Source organism: Paracoccus sp. AK26, assembly GCF_011801365.1.
Taxonomy (GTDB): domain Bacteria; phylum Pseudomonadota; class Alphaproteobacteria; order Rhodobacterales; family Rhodobacteraceae; genus Paracoccus; species Paracoccus aerius.
This window is the reverse complement of the sequence record NZ_CP041041.1, coordinates 126,071-144,492: the sequence shown is the minus strand read 5'-3', so window position 1 is coordinate 144,492 and position 18,422 is coordinate 126,071. Positions and strand designations below refer to the sequence as shown.

The window sequence follows — 18,422 nt, the reverse complement described above, 5'->3', positions numbered from 1 at the left end:
CGATGTCAGCCGCCGGCGGGGGGCAATGCAAGCAGGATCTGTTGCAGGCCGGGTTCGGCCACCAGGCGCGCAGCCTCGGCCGGGGGGAACCAGCGGCGCTTGCGCTGCTTGGCTTCGGGGAAATCGCGGCGCAGCCGTTCCGCATCCAGCAGGAAGACCCGGACCTCGACCGGCACGGAATAGCCCCGGTCCTGTTCCTTGTGGTAGCGATAGCGGCCCAGTTCGGCATCCTGGACCCGCCCCTCGACGCCCGCCTCCTCCCAGGCCTCGGTCGCGGCGGCGGCGGATAGGGTCTTGCCCTCCATCGGCCAGCCCTTCGGGATGACCCAGCGGCCGGTGCCCCGGCTGGTGATCAGCACGACATCCCCGGTCCGGGGGCAACGGCAGACGGCGCCCACCTGCATCGCGGGAGGACGGCGTCCGAACAGGATTCCCAGCCACCGCCACCACGCCGTCATTCGCCATCCTCGACCCTGCCGCGCAGGGCCTTGACCTCTCCGCGCGTGGACTTGGCCTTCAGGCGGCGCAACTGGCTGCCCCAGGTGGGCTTGGTGGCGACGCGGCGCTTGACGGGCTCGGCCGCGCACCTGATCAATTCGGCCAGCCTTTCGCGGGCGATTTCGCGGTTGCGGGCCTGGCTGCGGGTTTCCTGCGACAGGACCACCACCGCGCCGTCACGCGTCCACCGACGCCCCGCCAGCCGTTCCAAGCGGCGCTTCACGGGGTCGGGCAGGTTCGGGGATCGCGCGGCCTCGAACCGCAGTTCGACCGCGGTTTCGACCTTGTTGACGTTCTGCCCGCCCGGCCCCTGGGATCTGGTGAACTGTTCGGTCAGCTCCCATTCCTCGATGGTGATCTTGTCATTGATATGCAGCATGGACAGGCACTATGGCACGGATCGGCGCGGTGAACAGAGGCCGCGGCGAATAAACCGCCCGATCAGGGAAAGGTTGCCGCCCCGGTCAGCGCGTCAGGCCCACGCCATCGCTCTCCGGCCAATGGGCAAAGGGCAGAACCGCGCCGTTGCGCCGGCTTTCGCCAACGCGGGACAGATCGACATCCGCTATGATCCAGCCCGGCTGGTCCATGGGGCCTTCTGCAATGATGCCGGTTTCGGGCCAGAAGCCGTCCGGCGGGCCATAGATCGCCGCCCGACCGCGGTTTTCGTCAAGCGCGGGCATCCAGTCGCACGGCCCCACCGTCGGCGCCTGCACCACGACGCACTGGCTTTCAAGCGCCCGGGCCATGGCCCCGATGCGGACGCGGGAAAAGCCCGCCACCGTGTCGGTGCAGCTTGGCACCAGCAGCAGTTCCACCCCCGCTTGGGCCAGCACGCGCGCCAACAGGGGGAATTCGCTGTCATAGCAGATCAGGATGCCGATCCGGCCCAGGGCCGTATCGAAGACCCGCAGGCCGGGGGCACCGATCACGTCCCAGTCCTCGCGCTCGAACCGGGTCATGATCTGCTTGTCCTGGTGGCCGATGATGCCCTGGGGACCATAGAGGATCGCGCGATTGACCGGGCGCCGCCCGTCGAAGACGGGACCGGACGCGCCAAGGATGTGGCAGCCATGCCTTGCCGCCAGGCGCTGATGCACGGTCTGGATCTGCGGCCAGTGCCGCGCCACCTCGTGCAGGGACGCCTCGAGGTCGCCCGCCACGCCGCGCCCACCCAGCGAGGCAAGCTCCATCGCGCCGTATTCGGGAAAGACCAGCAGATCCGCCCCCTCCGCATCCCCGACCCATCGGGTCAGCTTGGCCTCGTAGTCGGCGAAGCTGTCGAACCAGTCGATCGGATAGGCGGCGGCGGCGATCTTCAAAGCTGTCTCATCCAGAATTGCAGGGGTTTTTCAGTCTCGGCAGGCTCGTGCAGATCCTTCCAGGAAAATCGCGCGACGACGCCCGGCAGCGGCGCGTACCCCCGCTTGCGCCAGAACTCGTCCAGCGGGCGATAGCCGGCGGGCCGGGCAGGATGGTCGGCAGGACGAATGACGCTGCAAAAGGCGCTGTAGGTCAGGCCCAGGCTGCGCGCATGGGATTCCCGCGCGTCGAAGAAGGCATGGCCGATCCCGTGGCCGCGGTATTCGGGCAAAAGCACCGATTCGGCGCAGTAGAAGATCTGGTCCAGCGGTTCGGGCCGGTCCGCGAAGGCCGCCGCAAAATCGGCGGCGTGATCGGTCATGGGCGCGCCGGTGGCTGCCCCCACGACCCGTTCGCCATCCATCGCGGCCACGACCACCGCGCCGGGCGACTGGTAGGCGCGCAGGTAATCGCGTTCGTAATCCGCGTCGCCGTCGTAAAGATAAGGGAAATCGCGAAACACGCGGATGCGCAGACGCGCGACGTCTTCCAGGGCGGCGGCCAGCGCCCCGCCGGTCAGGACGCGCGTCGTGACCGTCATTGGCTGACCTGCCGCGTCCAGTCGGCCAGGTTGTAATAGGTGGTGACGCGGGCGATCTTGCCGTCGCGGATGGTGAAGAAGCTGCCCGCAGGCAGGCGATAGGTCTGGCCCTTCGCCTCGGGCAGGCCTTCGTCGGTCTTCAGATAGGTGCCGTTCACCACAAATTCCGCCGCTGCCCGGTCGCCCGCTTCATTGGCGAAGATCACCAAGTCGGTCAGGTTTTCCTTGTAGCTTTCCGTCATGTGCCGGTTGAAGTCCGCAAACAGCGCCTTGCCCTTGCGGATGCCGCCTTCGTTCACGTGATGCTCGACTTCATCGTGCAGCAGGTCAAGCATCTCGTCTGTGCGGCCTGCGTTGAAGGCGTCGTAATAGGCGGCGATCAGGGTCTTGGTATCCATGGGCATCTCCTTCATCGGGAACGGTTTTAGCGCCCTTCGCGTTTGCAGTCACCTAGACCAGAGGGACCAGATCCGCCTTGTAATTCCAAGGCGTCCTGTTAGCGCTTGGTCAATTCGACTATTCAGCAAGGATCATGCCCATGAGCGACAAAGGCAATCTTGGCCATCGCGACATCACCTGTTTCAAAGCCTATGACGTTCGCGGCGAATTGGGCAAGAACCTGGACGCGGATGTCGCCTATCGCATCGGCCGCGCCTTTGCGCAGGCGCGCGGCGCCAAGCGCGTGGTCGTTGGCCGCGACAGCCGCGAATCCTCGCCCGAACTGGCGGCCGCGCTGATCGAGGGGCTGACGGACGGGGGCGCAGATGTGCTGGACCTGGGCCTGGCGGGAACCGAAGAGGTGTATTTCCACACCGGCTTCCACGACACCGACGGCGGGATCGAGGTCACGGCCTCGCACAACCCGATCAACTACAACGGCATGAAGATCGTTGGGCGCGGGTCCGCCCCGCTGGATCCGGCGACGGAACTGCCGCCCATCGTGGAACTGGCCACGGGCGGCAGCTTTGCGCCCGCGACCAAGGGCAGCGTCACCGATTTCAGCGGTGCCCGTGCGGATTACGCACGTGCCATGGCGGATTTCGTGGACGCGTCGGTCCTGAAGCCCATGAAGATCCTGGTCAATGCCGGCAATGGCACAGCCGGCCCGACCTTCGACGCCATCGCGGCGGAACTGGAAAAGCGCGGCGCGCCGCTGACCTTCGTGCGGATGCACCACAACGTGGACAGCAGCTTTCCGAACGGCATCCCCAACCCGCTTCTGGACGAGAACCAGCCCCCTACCGTCGAAAGGATGAAGGCGGAAAAGGCCGATCTGGGCGTGGCCTGGGACGGCGATTTCGACCGTTGCTTCTTCTTCGACGAAAACGGCCGCTTCATCCCAGGCGAATACATCGTGGGCCTGCTGGGCGCGGCCTTCCTGGAAAAATCCCCGGGCGAGAAGGTCGTCCACGACCCCCGCGTGATCATGAACACCCGCGCCATGATCCAGGAAGCCGGAGGAGAGCCTGTCGTCAGCAAGACCGGCCATGCCTTCATCAAGCGCAAGATGCGCGACGTGGGCGCCATCTATGGCGGCGAGATGTCGGCCCACCATTACTTCCGCGACTTCTATTACTGCGACAGCGGCATGATCCCCTGGCTGCTGATGATCGAGCTGCTGTCCCGCAAGGGCCAGACGCTGGCCGAACTGCTGGAAGAGCGGATGAGGCTGTATCCGTCCTCGGGCGAGACGAACTATCACATCGAAGACCCCGACGCAGCTATCGCGCGCCTGATCGAACGATACGAACCCCAGGCGCAAGGCCGCGACGACCTGGACGGCGTGTCGCTGGATTTCGGGAACTGGCGCTTCAACCTGCGCAAGTCGAACACCGAGCCCGTGGTGCGGCTGAACCTGGAATCCGACGGCGACGCGGCCCTGGTGCGCGAAAAACAGGCGGAACTGGCCGCCTTGCTGCAAGCCTAGGGCATCAGGCCGAAGCCAAAGGTCACATAGTCGCGCAGGTATGCCGCCTGCGCGGCCTCGGCCAGCCTGCGATCCCGCAGCACGTCGGGAATCGGGGCAGTCATCCCGTCCAGCACCGGATTCGCGATCCCCGCTGCCCGCGCAAGATGGGCCAGATCCTCGGGCAGACGATCCTCTCGGACCAGCATGTCCGGCACGGCAAGCCGCGCGAAGCCCGACAGCACCTCGGTCTGGCTGGCCCAGACGGGATGCGTGGGCAGGCTGGTCTGGCCGTTCAGGTTGCGGCGCAGGAAGGCCAGGAAATCGGCGAAGACCGCCACCCGCGCGTCACTCGAAAGCTCGGCCAGCCCGTCCTCGGGCGGCAGGGCCACGCGGTGCAGGCGGCGCAGCAGGTCGCGCTGTTCGGCATTGCCCTGGACCAGCAGGTGGTCGAAGGCCTCCCAGGCACGCAGCAGGGGATGGCGCAGCACGGAAAAGCTGCGGTGGCCGGGGCGGGCGCGTTTCCATTGGCGCAGGGTGGACTGGGTGAAGCCGCCCTGGATCCGGCCTAGCCGGGACAGCCAGTCGCGGATCCGCTGTTCTGGCCCGCCCTTGACCGGCATGAACAGCAGGCCCCGCCCCGCCTCCGTGGCGACGAAGCTGGGCACGGCAGGACCGCGCCGGGGTTCGAAGACCGGCAGGCGGTGCAGGTCGAAGGGGTCCATGTCCTGCAGGTCCGCCTGCATCGCGTCGAAATTGGCGACCTTCCGGGCCAGTTCCTGCGGGTTCTGGGGCACCTGGTCGCGCGCCGGTTCCACTCGGTCCAGATCGGTCCGGCCCAGGAAGTGCAACAGGCCGGTCATCACCTCGGGGTCGCGCAGGTCGTCATAGTCCAGGTGGAATGCAGCCTGCCCCGTCGCCTGCAAGCGCGCCGTCAGGTGGCGGCGGAACCCTTCTGTGGCGGACAGCATCCGGCGGAACTCCTCGCCGTCATAGGTGATGCGGGCGGGGATCGGCGTCTCGGATGCGTTCAGCTTCCACTGGTTCGTTTCCCAGGCCAACCGGGTCGAGACATAGCTGTCCAGCGGATTGCGCGTCAGGATGATCTTGGCGCAGCGTCGGTCCTGGATGATCGGCTCCAGCACACGCGGATCGTGGTCGTGGAAATAACGAAACCCCGGCAGATGGCCCGGCCGGTCGGTCAGCTTGGCCAGCAGGGCCAGGGGATCGGCCTCGCGTTCGGCGCGGCTGATGCCCAGCATCTCGTCCTTGTCGGGCCAGCCCAACATGTAGGGATTGAACGCCTCGCCGAAGCAGGTGACGCCCCGGACGGCATTCAGCGTCGCCTCGAGAAGGTTTGACCCCGTGCGCATCTCGGCGAAGATCACGAAGCTGCGGAAGCCCTGGCTCATTCGGCGGCAGCCCTTTCGGGGCTGAGCAACTCGATCGGCGGCAGATCCTCGCCCATCAGGCGGGGACGCAGGCCGGCATTGCGCAGCCGCCGCAGCATCTGGTCAAGCCCCGTCAGGTCGCGCATCGCGGGCAAGGTGGTGATCGGAACGGAATGCGGGTCGATCTGCAGCAGGAAATCCTGAAGGATCGGCTTGGGGTTCAGCAGGAAATCCCCCAGGTCGTGGTGATGCAGCCGCGCCCGGACCCACAGCGAATTCAGCACCTCAAGCTGTTCCAGTTCAGTCCGCTGCAATTGCGCAAAGACCCGTCGCACGTCGTCGAAGGGCATGTCCGAATGCAGAAGCGGCAGCTTCCAGGCGCCGGTGACGACCAGCATGTGCGCGTTCGGATCGGTCGCCATGAACCAGTTCAGCGCCTGGTTGTCGCGCGGGCTGAACTGGAGCACCTGCATCCGGTCGGTGATGCGGATCAACGAGGTCAGGAAGCCCTGCGGATCGCGGTCGCGGATCAGCGGATCCGCCGAGATCGCCCCCGGCCCGGTGCGGGCGCGGCCCGCGAATTCCACCCCTTCCGGTCCCAGAAGGTGGCCGTGGACCTGGCAGGACAGGTGTTTCTGCAGCCAGGGCTCGAATCCCGGGAAGAGGTCCGCCAGCCCCTGGATCACCGCATAGGGGGCCGAGGTCTTGCCGTTCTCCGCGTCCTTGCGCGGAAATCGGCTTTGCATGTAGAGGCCCGGCCGCCCCAGGACGCGGCGGCGCACGGTCTGGTTGATGATGCGCGACACCCTTGCCGGCTGCGGCGGATCGACCTGCGGCTGGCCCTGGTCGGGCAGCGGGAAATGCGACAACAGCCGCGCCGCGCCGGGCCAGACCTTGCGGGCCACGAAGCAGCGCGATTCGGCCAGCATGTCCACATGGTCGTCGTACAGCGAATAAGGCCGGCCCGTATGGTCGAACTTGGCCATGGTCAGCGACCAGCTTTCCACGTTCGAGGAATGCCGGCGCACGAGGGTCTGGAAATAGCTTTCGTCCGGAATCCAGGTGAAGCGGAAGAAGCGGTCGAACTCGGCCCGCCGGGGATCGTTCAGGATCGCGCGCAGGGTCCGCGCGGTCAGGCACCACCACTGCGATCCCAGATGCGGCGACAACCCTGCCGGCATCCGGCGGCAGATCCTGCGGCGGCGCTGCCAATCGACGAAGCGGTCGAACAGCCAGCGGCGGCGCTTCCAGTCAAAGGGAAAGAACAGCGTGAAGCGTTCCTCGTTCAGGCCGCCGACGGTCCAGCCGACATCGTGGCTGCTGACGCTTTCGATATGGTCGCGGTCGGGATCGGCGGCCAGATAGGCCGTCAGTTCGGCGACGGGCCGCAAGGGCAGGCAGGCGCCCGAGGCCAGATAGACATGGGTCGTGTCGGGAAAGCGGTCCAGCAGGTCCTCTGCGGCGTCCTGCGTCGCACGCACCAGGCTGAAGCGGCCCCAGGAACAGCGGTGGCGCCTGGTGAAGATCACGCCGTCGCAATCCGCCAGGGCCCTGCGCAGGCTGGCATCCTTGCGGGCAGGCACCTTGGCGTCGACATGGATCGCCACCCTTGCGCCGCCATCGGCCCAGACGCGCGCCAGCCGCGCCGCCAGTCCCAGGTCGTCGTGGCACAGCAGCACCACCCCCAGCCGGACCTGCACGCCTGCCTTCATGCCCAGTTCCCCCGCGAGATCAGGCCCAAGTCCTCCAACTGCCGCCAGTCGCGGAACTCGCGCGATTCGCTGCACCACAGCTGCACGCCCTGGTGCAGTCCCGCGTGATAGGCGCGGTATTCCTGGCTGTTGCCGTAATGCTGGCGGCGGTCCAGTTCCTCGGCCGACTTGGTGGTGAAGCTGGACAGGAACTTGGCGTGCAGCAGGCAGCCCGAGACCTGCTCGCCGCCGTCCTCGTCATAGACCAGGTTCAACACGCGCGGCAAAAGCATGTGGGTGGAACTGACATAGGCATAGCGCGCGCTCCACTTGACCAGCGGGATCTTGTTCAGCGCGGGGCCTGACAGCGGGTCATGGGTGAAGAAGGCACGCGTCCGCGGCCCGCCCTGGATCCACAGGTTGCCGAAATAGGGGTTCTTCTGGATCGAGTAGTTGGCAGGGTCGAAGAAGCGCGCGACATCGAAGGGATTCTGGCCCTCGGCGCAGATCGCATCCTCGATCGGACCCTTGGGATACATGTCCAGCAGCATCGCCGGAAAGGACCGACGCCCCGTCGCGTCCAGCCAGCTTGTCAGCGCGGACAGCGGGCGGTGTTCCATATGCGGGTACACCAGGAACTCGTCGGGATCGACGGTCAGGCACCAATGCCCCCTGCCGTGGCGCAGCAGCAGCCAGTTGATCCAGTCCATGCCGAAGCGCGCGCCCTTGTAGCTGTGGTCGGTCCACCACAGCGACACGTCGGGCTGCACGCGCAGGTAATCGCTGCTGCCGTCCCGGCTGGCATTGTCCACCATCAGGAAATGGCGCACGCCAAGGTTGCGGTAATAGTCCAGGAAATAGGGCAGCCTCGCGCGTTCATCGCGCAGCGTGGCAAGGCAGAGGATATCTTCGCGGGCAATCTGGCCTGTGCGGATGGCAACGGGGCGCAGGGCATTGCGGCGCCGGATCCCCCGGGCGATCAGGCGTTGCCGTTCGGCGCGGCGGCGCAGGCGGTTGACCAGCGGACGCGCGGTCAGGCCTTGCATCGCCGTGCCTGCCGATCAAGATCCCGTGGCCAGTCTGTCATGATGTCCAAATACGTTGCCTACACGTATTTGGCAAAAAGGTTAATTCTTCGTCAACCTATGGATGACAATCAGGTGCGAGTTCCCATAAGGCCCAAATCGACCAATTGCCGCCATCCTGCATAGCGGACGGCACCAGGATGCCAAAGGATCGGTCCCCTGGCGATGGCGTCGTGATAAGGTCGGTACTGGTCGGGGTCGATGAAGTGCTGGCGGCGGTCCAGTTCCTCGGCCGCGCGAAGGACGCTGTCGGGCAGGAACTTGCCATGCAGAAGAACCCCCGACAGGCGCGGATCGCCGGGCCCGTCATATTGGTCGTTCAGCCGGGGCGGCAGGGCCGAGTGGGTCGAGTTGACATAAACATACCGCCGGTTCCACCGGACCAGGGGCAGCTTGTTCAGCGTCGGCCCCCGGTCGGGATCTTTGGGAAAGAATACTCGTTCCCGCACGCCGCCCTGCAGGATGCGGTTGCGCTTGGGCGGCACCATCCGGCAGCGATAGGGCAAAGGGTCGAACCAGGGCAGCCGGTCTGTCAGCGGCGCATCGGGGCCGGCATCCGCCTGCCCCAGCGGGCCACGCGGATACAGATCCAGCATCATCGCGCCCATGGCGGGCCTGCCGGCAGCATCCAGTTGCGCCGCAAGGTCAGGCAGCGGGCGGCGGTCCCAGTCGGGATAGACCAGCAACTCGTCCACATCGACCGTCAGGCACCAGTGGCCATGCCCGTGGCGGAACTGCAACGCGCCCAGCCAGTCCATCCCGAACCGCGAGGCGCGATAGCTTCCGGCCGCCCGCCACAGCGAAACGTCCCGCTGCCCGCGCAGAAAGGCGTCCGAACCGTCGGTGCTGGCATTGTCCACGATCAGGAAGGCGCCGACGCCCAGCTTGCGGTAATGCGCCAGGAATTCGGGCAGGCGCAGCATCTCGTTGCGCAGGGTCGCAAAGCACAGGATTTCGTCTGTCCGGATCGCGGGGGTGCGATCCACGACCGGGGTCAGGTCGCGCGCCGCCCGAAGGCAGCGCCACAACAGCTTTCGCCGTTTCCAGCGTTGGCGATAGGCGGACCAGGCCCCGCGCAGACGCGGCCCGACCGTCACGCCTGATAGGTGCCGTTCTGGTGCCACCGCCAGGCGTCGCCGATCATCTGCTTCATGGTCGAGCGCCCCGGTTCCCAGCCCAGTTCGGCCTTGGCCCGCGTGCTGCCGCAGACCAGCTTGACCGCATCGCCGCCCCGGCGCGGGCCATCGACCATCGGCACGGGCCGGTTTGTGACATGGCGGGTGGCGTCCACGACCTCGCGGACGGAAAAGCCCGATCCCGTGCCCAGGCAGAAGACCCGGCTGCCGCGACCCGCGCGCAGCCATTCCAGGCCCTTCACATGGGCATCCACCAGATCCATGACATGAACATAATCGCGGATGCAGGTGCCGTCGGACGTGGGATAATCGGTCCCATGCACCGTCAGCGCAGCGCGCTTGCCGTCAACCGCATCCAGGATCAGCGGGATCAGATGCGTTTCGGGGCGGTGATGTTCGCCCACCTCGCCATCCGGATCGGCGCCCGCCACGTTGAAATAGCGGAAGATCACCGAGCGAAGGCCGTGGGATGCGCCGAAATCGGCCAGCATATCCTCGATCGCGCGCTTGGAGGCGCCATAGGCGTTCAGGGGTGCTTGGGGCGTATCCTCGTCCAGAACCTCTCCGTCGCGGTCGCCATAGGTCGCGCAGGTGGAACTGAACACGAAATCCAGGCACCCTGCGTCGATCGCGGCCTCGATCAGGTTCAGCGATCCACTGACATTGTTGCGCCAGTATTTGCCGGGTTCGGCCATTGCCTCGCCCACCTGGCTTAGCGCCGCGAAATGCAGGACGGCCGCCGGGCGATGCTGGGCAAAGGCCGCATCAAGCGCCGCTCGGTCAAGAAGGTCGGCCTGCACGAAGGGGCCGAACTTCACCGCATCGCGCCAGCCTGTGGACAGGTTGTCCAACGTCACCGGCACGAAACCAGCAGCCGCCAGGGCCTTGCAGGCGTGCGAGCCGATATAGCCCGCACCCCCCGTCACCAGAACTGTTTTCGACATGGATTATTCGGCCGCCCGGCGCAGGGACATGACGTCGTGCAGGTATTCGGCGAACTCGTCCTTCAGTTCGTCGCGATCAAGGCCAAAGGCCACCGTCGCCTGAAGGAAGCCCGCCTTCGATCCGCAGTCGAACCGCTGGCCACGGAAGCGCAGGCCGAACACGTCGCGCCCCGCCTCGATCTCGTCTGCGATGGCGTCGGTCAGCTGGATCTCTCCGCCCGACCCGGCCTTCAGCTTGTTGAGGTTCGCCATCACCGTGGGGGCCAGGATATACCGCCCGATCACCGCCAGGTTCGACGGCGCGGTGCCCAGCGGAGGCTTTTCGACCATGCCGCGTGCCTTGACGATGGCGCCCATGTCCTCGGCCACGTCCAGCACGCCATAGGCCTGCGCCTTCTCGGGTGCGACTTCCATCGTGGCGACCATGCTGCCGCCGGTCTCGCCATAGGCCTCGATCATCTGCTGCAGGCAGGGCGGCTCGCCCATGATGACGTCATCGGTAAGCACGACGGCGAAGGGCTCGTCCTCGGCCAGCAGGCGGCGCGCGCACCAGACCGCGTGGCCCAGGCCAAGCGCCTTGTGCTGGCGGATATAGGCAATGGCGCCCGATTCCATATTGGTGCCGCGCAGCACTTCCAGCAGGTCGTTCTTGCCGGATTTCTTGAGGCTGCTTTCCAGTTCATGGGCATGGTCGAAGTAATCCTCGAGCGCGCCCTTGCCGCGGGACGTCACGAAGATGAACTCGGTGATACCGGCGGCCCGCGCCTCGTCGATGGCGTACTGGATCAGCGGCCGATCGACCAGGGTCATGATTTCCTTCGGAATGCTTTTCGTCGCCGGAAGAAAACGCGTGCCCAGACCAGCTACGGGGAAGATGGCCTTGGTAACTTTACGGTTCATTTGCTGTGATACCCTTGTTCGATCAATCGCGAACGGCCGTACGGCCGAACGCATGACAACTCTCATCAGCCCCAAAGGCTGCATCATCAATCCGGATATTACCCGTGTCAGCGGAAGCACGCCAATGCAAATGCAGAAAGATGCAGGGATTCTTGTGAATGCCGGCAAAATCGTCCCTGGCGGCAGCTTTTTCAGTCCAGGTTCATGGCCCGCATCATCGCCTCGAGGCGCGGCACGTCCTCGGGGTTGTTCAATTCCCAGAACTGGCGGCCGCGCGATTCGACCTCGACGCACAAGATGCGCCGGCCGCGTTCCAGAAACCGCAACTGCTCCAGCCCTTCCAGCACCTCAAGGCGGCCTTCGCCCCAGGCGGTGTATTCGGCCAGGGCGGCAGGGCGATAGGCATAGACGCCGACATGGTGGAAGACGGGACTGGGATCATCATCCCCGAAATCGCCCGCGGCGAAGGGAATCACCTCTTTCGAAAAAAAAAGCGCCTGCCGGTCGTGGCCGAAGACTGCCGTGGTTCCGCCCACCCGGCCCGCGTGGCGGTCGGCGATCAGGTCGGCACGCATCCGGCCCGTGCAGCGCAGCACCGGGGTTGCCACATCGGCATCGGGATCGGCGCGCAGGCCCGCCACCAGATCTTCCACGAACCAGGGCGGCGTCAGGGGCGCGTCGCCCTGCAGGTTCACCACGATGTCCGGGGTCAGGCCCAGGTTCGCCACGGCCTCGGCGCAGCGTTCGGTGCCGTTGCGGCAGGTCGTGCTGGTCATCACCACCTCGGCCCCGAAGCCCGCCGCATGGTCGCGGATGCGGCCGTCGTCGGTCGCCACAACCACGCGGTCGACACCCGACACCGCCATCGCCGCATCCCAACTGCGCCGGATCAGGCTGCGCGGTTGGCCGGATGCGCCGCGCAGCTCCACCAGCGGCTTGCCCGGGTATCGTGTCGAGGCATGGCGGGCGGGAATGACGATCAGCACCGACATGTCAGGCCTTCACCAGCAGGACGCCCGGGGCAAAGGCGATAAAGAAGGGGTTTTCGAAGCCCGGCTTGCCATAGGCCAGCGGCGTGTGGTCGTCGAAGCGCACGACCTCGCCCCCGGCGCCGCGCAACACGGCGTCGCCCGCCGCAGTGTCCCACTCCATCGTCCGGCCCAGACGGGGATAAAGATCCGCCTCTCCGGTCGCGACAAGGCAGAACTTCAGCGAGGATCCGGCACTGGTCATGTCACGGACCGCATATTGGGCGATGTAGTCGTCGGTGGCCGCGTCCCGGTGCGACTTCGACGCCACGACCATCAGGCCGCGATTGTCGGGGATCGGGTTCACGCCGATGGGCACCGTCTTGCCGGGCTGATCGCCGAAGGGACCCTGCTCCTCGACCGAGCGGCCGTCGGCGGTCGTATAGAACAGCCGCCCCTTGGCCGGGGCATAGACCACCCCACGCAGGGGCACGCCGTTTTCCACATAGGCGATGTTGACGGTGAAGTCGCCGCGCCGCTGCACGAATTCCTTTGTGCCGTCCAGAGGATCGACGATCAGAAAGGTCTGCGCGGCCTGCGCGTGGCTTGCCGCCTGTTCCTCGGTGATCAGGGGGATGTCGGGAAAGGCGTCGCGCAGCCCGGCCGAGATCAGCGCATCGGCGGCCTCGTCCGCGGCGGTGACGGGCGAATCGTCCGACTTGGCGCGGACCTCGAAGTCCTCGGCGCCATAGATTTCCATGATCCGGGCTCCGGCCTGCAACGCCAGGCGCCGCATCTCGGCGTTCAGTCGTTCAAAATCCATCTAGTTTCCTTCCCGGCCGGCCTGTTGCGCGCAGCCCCGCCGATTGTGACGGGCGCCCGATCCTCTTATGATGGGGCAGAGGGCTTGGGCAAGCGCCCGCAGGAACGGACAGCGAAAGGCGGGCGCAGGCATTGTTCATCCAGCGAAAGAACCGGACCGTCGTCCAGGCCGCCGGGACGACCCTGGGCCTGATCTATCACCAGACCGTCTACAACCTGCGCAACGACCATCGCAACGCGATCGTGGGCCTGCTGCTGACGATCCTGCAGTCGTCGATCTTCATGATGGCCTTTCTGCTGATCTACCTGATCATGGGGGTGCGAAACTCGCCCATCCGGGGCGATTTCATGCTGTATCTGATGTCGGGCATCTTCATGTTCATGATCCATGTCCAGACATCGGGCGCGGTGGCCGGCAGCCATTCGGTGTCGGGCGGGCTGGTCAAGCACCAGCCGCTGAACCCCGCCATCCTGATCGCCTCGGCGGCGCTTGCGGTCCTGTATCGGCAAACGATCAGCTGCATCGCGATCCTGTGGCTGTATCACGTGCTGATGACGCCCATCCATTTCGACTTCTGGCCGGGCAGCCTGGCGATGTATCTGCTGTCCTGGTTCTCGGGCGGGTGCATCGGGCTGGTGTTCCTGGGCATAAGACCCTGGTCGCCGCGTGCGTCCAAGCTGGTGACGACAGCCTACCAGCGCATCAACATGTTCGCATCGGGCAAGATGTTCGTGGGAAACGTGCTGCCCAACGCGCTTCTGCCCTGGTTCGTGTGGAACCCGCTGTTCCACATCATCGACCAGCAGCGGGGCTTTCTGTTCATCAACTACACCCCCCTGAAATCCGATCCGCTTTACGCGCTGTGGTTTTCGCTGGCCGCGATGATGATCGGGCTTCTGATCAACTTCACCACCCGCAAATACGAATCCCTCAGCTGGAGCGCGGCTGATTGAACACGCGCAAATTGGCCGCATCCGGCGCTTGCGGGGCTTCAAACCATCCCTATATACACCCCCGAAGCGTCCGGCCCGCCGGACCTGGAAATGCATTTGGGATCGGGCCTTGGGGGCCATAACGGACCTGAAGCCCTTTGGAATCGCCGCAAGAAGGAAACCAGTATGTCAAAAGTCATCGGCATCGACCTCGGCACCACGAACAGCTGCGTCGCGATCATGGACGGCAGCCAGCCCAAGGTCATCGAGAACAGCGAAGGCGCCCGCACCACGCCCTCCATCGTGGGCTTCACGGATGGCGAGCGTCTGGTCGGCCAGCCTGCCAAGCGCCAGGCGGTCACGAACCCCACCAACACCGTCTTCGCCGTCAAGCGCCTGATCGGCCGCCGCATCGGCGATGAGGCCGTGGAAAAGGACCGCAAGCTGGTCCCCTACAGCATCGTCGATGGCGGCAATGGCGACGCCTGGGTCGAGGTGAAGGCCGAGAAGTATTCGCCTGCCCAGGTCAGCGCGATGATCCTTCAGAAGATGAAGGAAACCGCCGAATCCTATCTGGGCGAAACGGTGACGCAGGCTGTCATCACGGTTCCCGCCTATTTCAACGACGCGCAGCGCCAGGCGACCAAGGACGCGGGCAAGATCGCGGGCCTGGAAGTCCTGCGCATCATCAACGAACCGACCGCGGCCGCCCTGGCCTATGGCCTGGACAAGAAGGACAGCAAGACCATTGCCGTCTATGACCTTGGCGGCGGCACCTTCGACATCACCATCCTGGAAATCGACGACGGGTTGTTCGAGGTGAAATCGACCAACGGGGACACGTTCCTGGGCGGCGAAGACTTCGACATGCGGATCGTCAACTATCTGGCGGACGAGTTCAAAAAGGAACACGGCGTCGATCTGACCAAGGACAAGATGGCCCTTCAGCGCCTGAAGGAAGCCGCCGAGAAGGCCAAGATCGAGCTGTCCTCGTCCTCGCAGACGGAAATCAACCAGCCGTTCATCTCGATGGACAAGAACAGCGGCACGCCCCTGCACCTGGTCATCAAGCTGACCCGCGCCAAGCTGGAAAGCCTGGTCGCCGACCTGATCAAGCGCACCATGAAGCCGGTCGCCGACGCCATTAAGGACGCGGGCGTGTCGAAATCCGACATTGACGAGATCGTCCTGGTCGGCGGCATGACCCGGATGCCCAAGGTGATCGAGGCCGTCACCGAGTTCTTCGGCAAGGAACCCCACAAGGGCGTCAACCCCGACGAGGTCGTGGCCCTGGGCGCGGCCATCCAGGCCGGCGTGTTGCAGGGTGACGTGAAGGACGTGGTCCTGCTGGACGTCACGCCCTTGTCGCTGGGGATCGAGACGCTGGGCGGCGTCTTCACCCGCCTGATCGACCGCAACACGACGATCCCGACCAAGAAGTCGCAGATCTTCTCGACCGCGGAAGACAACCAGAACGCCGTGACGATCCGGGTCTTCCAGGGCGAACGGGAAATGGCGGCCGACAACAAGCTGCTGGGCCAGTTCAACCTGGAAGACATCCCGCCCGCGCCGCGCGGGTTGCCGCAGATCGAGGTGACCTTCGACATCGACGCCAACGGCATCGTGTCGGTTTCGGCCAAGGACAAGGGCACCGGCAAGACGCAGAACATCACCATCCAGGCCTCGGGCGGTCTGACCGACGAGGATATCGAGCGGATGGTGAAGGACGCCGAAGCCAATGCCGAGGCTGACAAGTCCCGCCGCGAGGTAGTCGAGGCCAAGAACCAGGCCGAAAGCCTGATCCATTCGACCAAGAAGTCGCTGGAAGAACATGGCGACAAGGTCGATGGCTCGACCGTCGAGGCGATCGAACTGGCCATCGGCGCCTTGGAAGAATCGCTGAAGTCGGAAGACGCCGGCAAGATCCGCGGTGGCATCCAGAACGTGATGGATGCATCGATGAAGCTGGGCGAGGCGATCTACAAGTCGCAGCAGTCGACGAATGACGGCGGCGATGACGATGGCGACCGCCCGCGCAATGTCGATGAAGACATCGTGGATGCCGATTTCGAGGATCTCGGCGAAGACAAGAAGCGCGGCTGATCCGGGCCGCACCCTATCGGGCCGGTCCGCGGGATGACGCGGGCCGGCCATTTCGTTGGGGAACCAGACAGGACAAAAGATGGCCAAGCGTTGCTATTACGAGGTTCTGGGCGTGACGCGCGGGGCCTCGGCCGAGGAAATCAAGAAGGCCTATCGCCAGAAGGCGAAGGAACTGCATCCCGACCGCAACAAGGACAATCCCCAGGCCGAGGCGCATTTCAAGGAAGCCAACGAGGCTTATGACTGCCTCAAGGACGACCAGAAGAAGGCCGCCTATGACCGCTTCGGCCATGCAGCCTTTGAAGGCGGCGGTGGCGGCTTCGGGGCGCGGGGCGCGCATCCGGGCGATTTCGGCAGCGCCTTCGCCGACGTGTTCGAGGATCTGTTCGGCGACATGATGGGACGGCGCGGCGGCGGCGGGGGACGGTCCCGCGCCCAACGCGGCCAGGATCTGCGCTACAACCTGCGCGTCAGCCTGGAAGACGCCTATACCGGCTTGAAGAAATCCATCACCGTCCCGGGCTCGGTCGCCTGCGGCGAATGCGAGGGAACCGGGGCCGAGGGCGCGACCCAGCCCGCCGCCTGCCCCACCTGCGCGGGCATGGGCAAGGTTCGCGCGCAGCAAGGCTTCTTCACCGTCGAGCGCACCTGCCCCACCTGCGGCGGCCAGGGCCAGATCGTCAAGAATCCCTGCAAGGCCTGCCACGGCGCCGGCCGCATCGAACGCGAACGGACGCTGTCGGTGAACATCCCCGCAGGCGTGGAAACCGGCACCCGCATCCGTCTGGCCGGCGAGGGCGAGGCAGGCTTGCGCGGTGGCCCGGCGGGGGACCTGTATATCTTCATCGAGGTGCAGGACCACGCGATCTTCCTGCGCGACGGCAAGATCCTGGCCTGCCAGGTTCCGGTCAGCATGGCCACCGCCGCCCTGGGCGGCGAGGTCGAGGTGCCGACCATCGACGGCGGCCGCGCCCGTGTGAAGGTTCCGGCAGGCAGCCAGTCGGGCCGCCAGATGCGTCTGCGCGGCAAGGGAATGCCGCCCCTGCGCCACGGCCCCGGCGCCGGGGGGGAACCGGGCGACATGCTGATCGAACTGGTCGTCGAAACACCCGTGAACCTGACCGCCCGCCAGCGTGAACTGCTGCGAGAGTTCGAGGCCGAGCAGGCCAACAACAGCCCGCAGTCGGACAGCTTCTTCGACAAGGTGAAAAGCTTCTGGGACGGCATGACCCGGTGAACTGGTCGCGTTAATCCTTTTTTCACCTGCGTGGGTCCATGCTGTCGCCATGGACCCGAATCGCACCTTTGGCGAAATGCCCCTGCCGCTGTTCCAGCCCGCCTTGGACGAGGCAGTCCCGACCATCCTGTCCCATCGGGGCAAGGCTCCTTCATATCTCGCCGATCACCGCGCGCGGCTGCGGGAACGCTTCATGACGGGCGGCGCAGGGGCCATGCCGGACTACGAGATGCTGGAACTGGTCCTGTTCCGCGCCATCCCCCGCCAGGATGTCAAACCCCTCGCCCGCCGCCTGATCGAGGCCTTCGGCGATTTCAACCGCGTGCTTACGGCCGCCGCCGCACGGCTGGAACAGGTCGAGGGCGTCGGGCCGGCCGTAGTGACCGAACTGAAGATCGTCGAGGCCGCGGCGCAGCGTATGGCCCGGGCCCGGATCATGCACCGCCCTGTCCTGTCGGGATGGGACGCGCTGCTGGATTATTGCCACACTGCCATGGCCCATCGCGAGATCGAGCAGTTCCGCGTCCTTTACCTGGATCGCAAGAACGTCTTGATCGCGGACGAGGAACAGGCCCGTGGCACGGTCGATCACGTCCCCGTCTATCCGCGAGAAATCATCCGCCGGGCGCTTGAACTCAACGCCTCGGCCCTGATCCTGGTCCACAACCACCCTTCGGGCGATCCCACGCCGTCGGACGCCGATATCGCCATGACGGCCCGCATCGCCCAGGCTGCCGACAGCATGGGAATCACCATCCATGACCACCTGATCATCGGCAAATCCCGCGAACTGTCCTTTCGCAGCCAGGGCCTGCTTTGATCGTCTCTGTGCCCAAGCATCCCCGGGGGTGAGGACGCGATAGCGGCCGAGGGGGCGGAAAGCCCCCTTTCCTTCTTGCAGCCGA

18 protein-coding genes are annotated in these 18,422 nt (G+C 65.6%); 5 read left to right on the top strand and 13 right to left on the bottom strand.

Going from position 1 to position 18,422, the window contains the following annotated elements; genetic code table 11:
• Positions 1-5: 5 nt before the first annotated feature.
• The 5 genes from FIU66_RS00645 to FIU66_RS00625 form a co-directional block, all read right to left on the bottom strand.
• Entirely contained in the window at positions 6-458 is a 453-nt protein-coding gene (locus FIU66_RS00645) for an NUDIX hydrolase (RefSeq protein ID WP_167620896.1), read from the bottom strand.
• Positions 455-877, bottom strand: coding sequence for an alternative ribosome rescue aminoacyl-tRNA hydrolase ArfB (arfB, locus tag FIU66_RS00640; RefSeq protein WP_167620895.1), 423 nt, complete (start codon positions 875-877; stop codon positions 455-457). The genes FIU66_RS00645 and arfB overlap by 4 nt, the downstream gene beginning before the upstream one ends.
• Before the next feature lie 85 nt (positions 878-962).
• The gene (locus FIU66_RS00635) at positions 963-1,820 is read right to left on the bottom strand and encodes a carbon-nitrogen hydrolase family protein (RefSeq protein ID WP_167620894.1); all 858 of its coding nucleotides are present in this window, start codon (positions 1,818-1,820) and stop codon (positions 963-965) included.
• Positions 1,817-2,401, bottom strand: a complete 585-nt coding sequence (locus FIU66_RS00630) for a GNAT family N-acetyltransferase (protein WP_167620893.1) — start codon at positions 2,399-2,401, stop codon at positions 1,817-1,819. Before FIU66_RS00630 ends, FIU66_RS00635 begins: the two co-directional genes overlap by 4 nt.
• A complete protein-coding gene (locus FIU66_RS00625) occupies positions 2,398-2,799 on the bottom strand; it encodes a ketosteroid isomerase-related protein (protein ID WP_167620892.1) in 402 nt (133 codons plus the stop codon). Before FIU66_RS00625 ends, FIU66_RS00630 begins: the two co-directional genes overlap by 4 nt.
• A gap of 140 nt (positions 2,800-2,939) precedes the next feature.
• On the opposite strand from FIU66_RS00625, the gene FIU66_RS00620 reads away from it, so the two are divergent.
• On the top strand, positions 2,940-4,328 hold the full coding sequence (locus tag FIU66_RS00620) for a phosphomannomutase (protein ID WP_167620891.1): 1,389 nt from the start codon (positions 2,940-2,942) through the stop codon (positions 4,326-4,328).
• Here FIU66_RS00620 and FIU66_RS00615 read toward each other — a convergent pair.
• From FIU66_RS00615 to cysQ, 8 genes are all read right to left on the bottom strand, one after another.
• Positions 4,325-5,719, bottom strand: a complete 1,395-nt coding sequence (locus FIU66_RS00615; RefSeq protein WP_167620890.1) for a sulfotransferase domain-containing protein — start codon at positions 5,717-5,719, stop codon at positions 4,325-4,327. The genes FIU66_RS00620 and FIU66_RS00615 overlap by 4 nt on opposite strands.
• Positions 5,716-7,410 (bottom strand): beta-1,6-N-acetylglucosaminyltransferase, encoded by a 1,695-nt coding sequence (locus FIU66_RS00610; protein WP_167620889.1) that lies wholly within the window; start codon positions 7,408-7,410, stop codon positions 5,716-5,718. The genes FIU66_RS00615 and FIU66_RS00610 overlap by 4 nt, the downstream gene beginning before the upstream one ends.
• Positions 7,407-8,435: a glycosyltransferase family 2 protein gene (locus tag FIU66_RS00605; RefSeq protein ID WP_167620888.1), complete on the bottom strand. Its 1,029-nt coding sequence runs from the start codon at positions 8,433-8,435 to the stop codon at positions 7,407-7,409. Before FIU66_RS00605 ends, FIU66_RS00610 begins: the two co-directional genes overlap by 4 nt.
• Positions 8,436-8,545: 110 nt before the next feature.
• The gene (locus FIU66_RS00600; RefSeq protein WP_167623334.1) at positions 8,546-9,571 is read right to left on the bottom strand and encodes a glycosyltransferase family 2 protein; all 1,026 of its coding nucleotides are present in this window, start codon (positions 9,569-9,571) and stop codon (positions 8,546-8,548) included.
• Positions 9,568-10,554: a UDP-glucose 4-epimerase GalE gene (galE, locus tag FIU66_RS00595; protein ID WP_167620887.1), complete on the bottom strand. Its 987-nt coding sequence runs from the start codon at positions 10,552-10,554 to the stop codon at positions 9,568-9,570. Before galE ends, FIU66_RS00600 begins: the two co-directional genes overlap by 4 nt.
• Before the next feature lie 3 nt (positions 10,555-10,557).
• Complete coding sequence (locus tag FIU66_RS00590) at positions 10,558-11,454, bottom strand: UTP--glucose-1-phosphate uridylyltransferase (RefSeq protein WP_167620886.1); 897 nt, start codon at positions 11,452-11,454, stop codon at positions 10,558-10,560.
• Positions 11,455-11,645: 191 nt separating this feature from the next.
• Positions 11,646-12,446: a 3-deoxy-manno-octulosonate cytidylyltransferase gene (locus FIU66_RS00585; protein WP_167620885.1), complete on the bottom strand. Its 801-nt coding sequence runs from the start codon at positions 12,444-12,446 to the stop codon at positions 11,646-11,648.
• A 1-nt stretch (position 12,447) separates the two neighbouring features.
• Positions 12,448-13,245: a 3'(2'),5'-bisphosphate nucleotidase CysQ gene (gene cysQ, locus FIU66_RS00580; protein ID WP_167620884.1), complete on the bottom strand. Its 798-nt coding sequence runs from the start codon at positions 13,243-13,245 to the stop codon at positions 12,448-12,450.
• Positions 13,246-13,376: 131 nt separating this feature from the next.
• Here cysQ and FIU66_RS00575 point away from each other — a divergent pair, with 131 nt between their 5' ends.
• The 4 genes from FIU66_RS00575 (at position 13,377) to radC (ending at position 18,337) form a co-directional block, all read left to right on the top strand.
• Positions 13,377-14,198 (top strand): ABC transporter permease, encoded by an 822-nt coding sequence (locus FIU66_RS00575; RefSeq protein WP_167620883.1) that lies wholly within the window; start codon positions 13,377-13,379, stop codon positions 14,196-14,198.
• A 165-nt stretch (positions 14,199-14,363) separates the two neighbouring features.
• The gene (gene dnaK / locus FIU66_RS00570) at positions 14,364-16,280 is read left to right on the top strand and encodes a molecular chaperone DnaK (RefSeq protein WP_167620882.1); all 1,917 of its coding nucleotides are present in this window, start codon (positions 14,364-14,366) and stop codon (positions 16,278-16,280) included.
• A gap of 79 nt (positions 16,281-16,359) precedes the next feature.
• Positions 16,360-17,517: a molecular chaperone DnaJ gene (gene dnaJ / locus FIU66_RS00565; protein WP_167620881.1), complete on the top strand. Its 1,158-nt coding sequence runs from the start codon at positions 16,360-16,362 to the stop codon at positions 17,515-17,517.
• Between the two features lie 49 nt (positions 17,518-17,566).
• Positions 17,567-18,337, top strand: coding sequence for a DNA repair protein RadC (radC, locus tag FIU66_RS00560; RefSeq protein WP_167620880.1), 771 nt, complete (start codon positions 17,567-17,569; stop codon positions 18,335-18,337).
• The last annotated feature ends 85 nt before the right edge of the window (positions 18,338-18,422 follow it).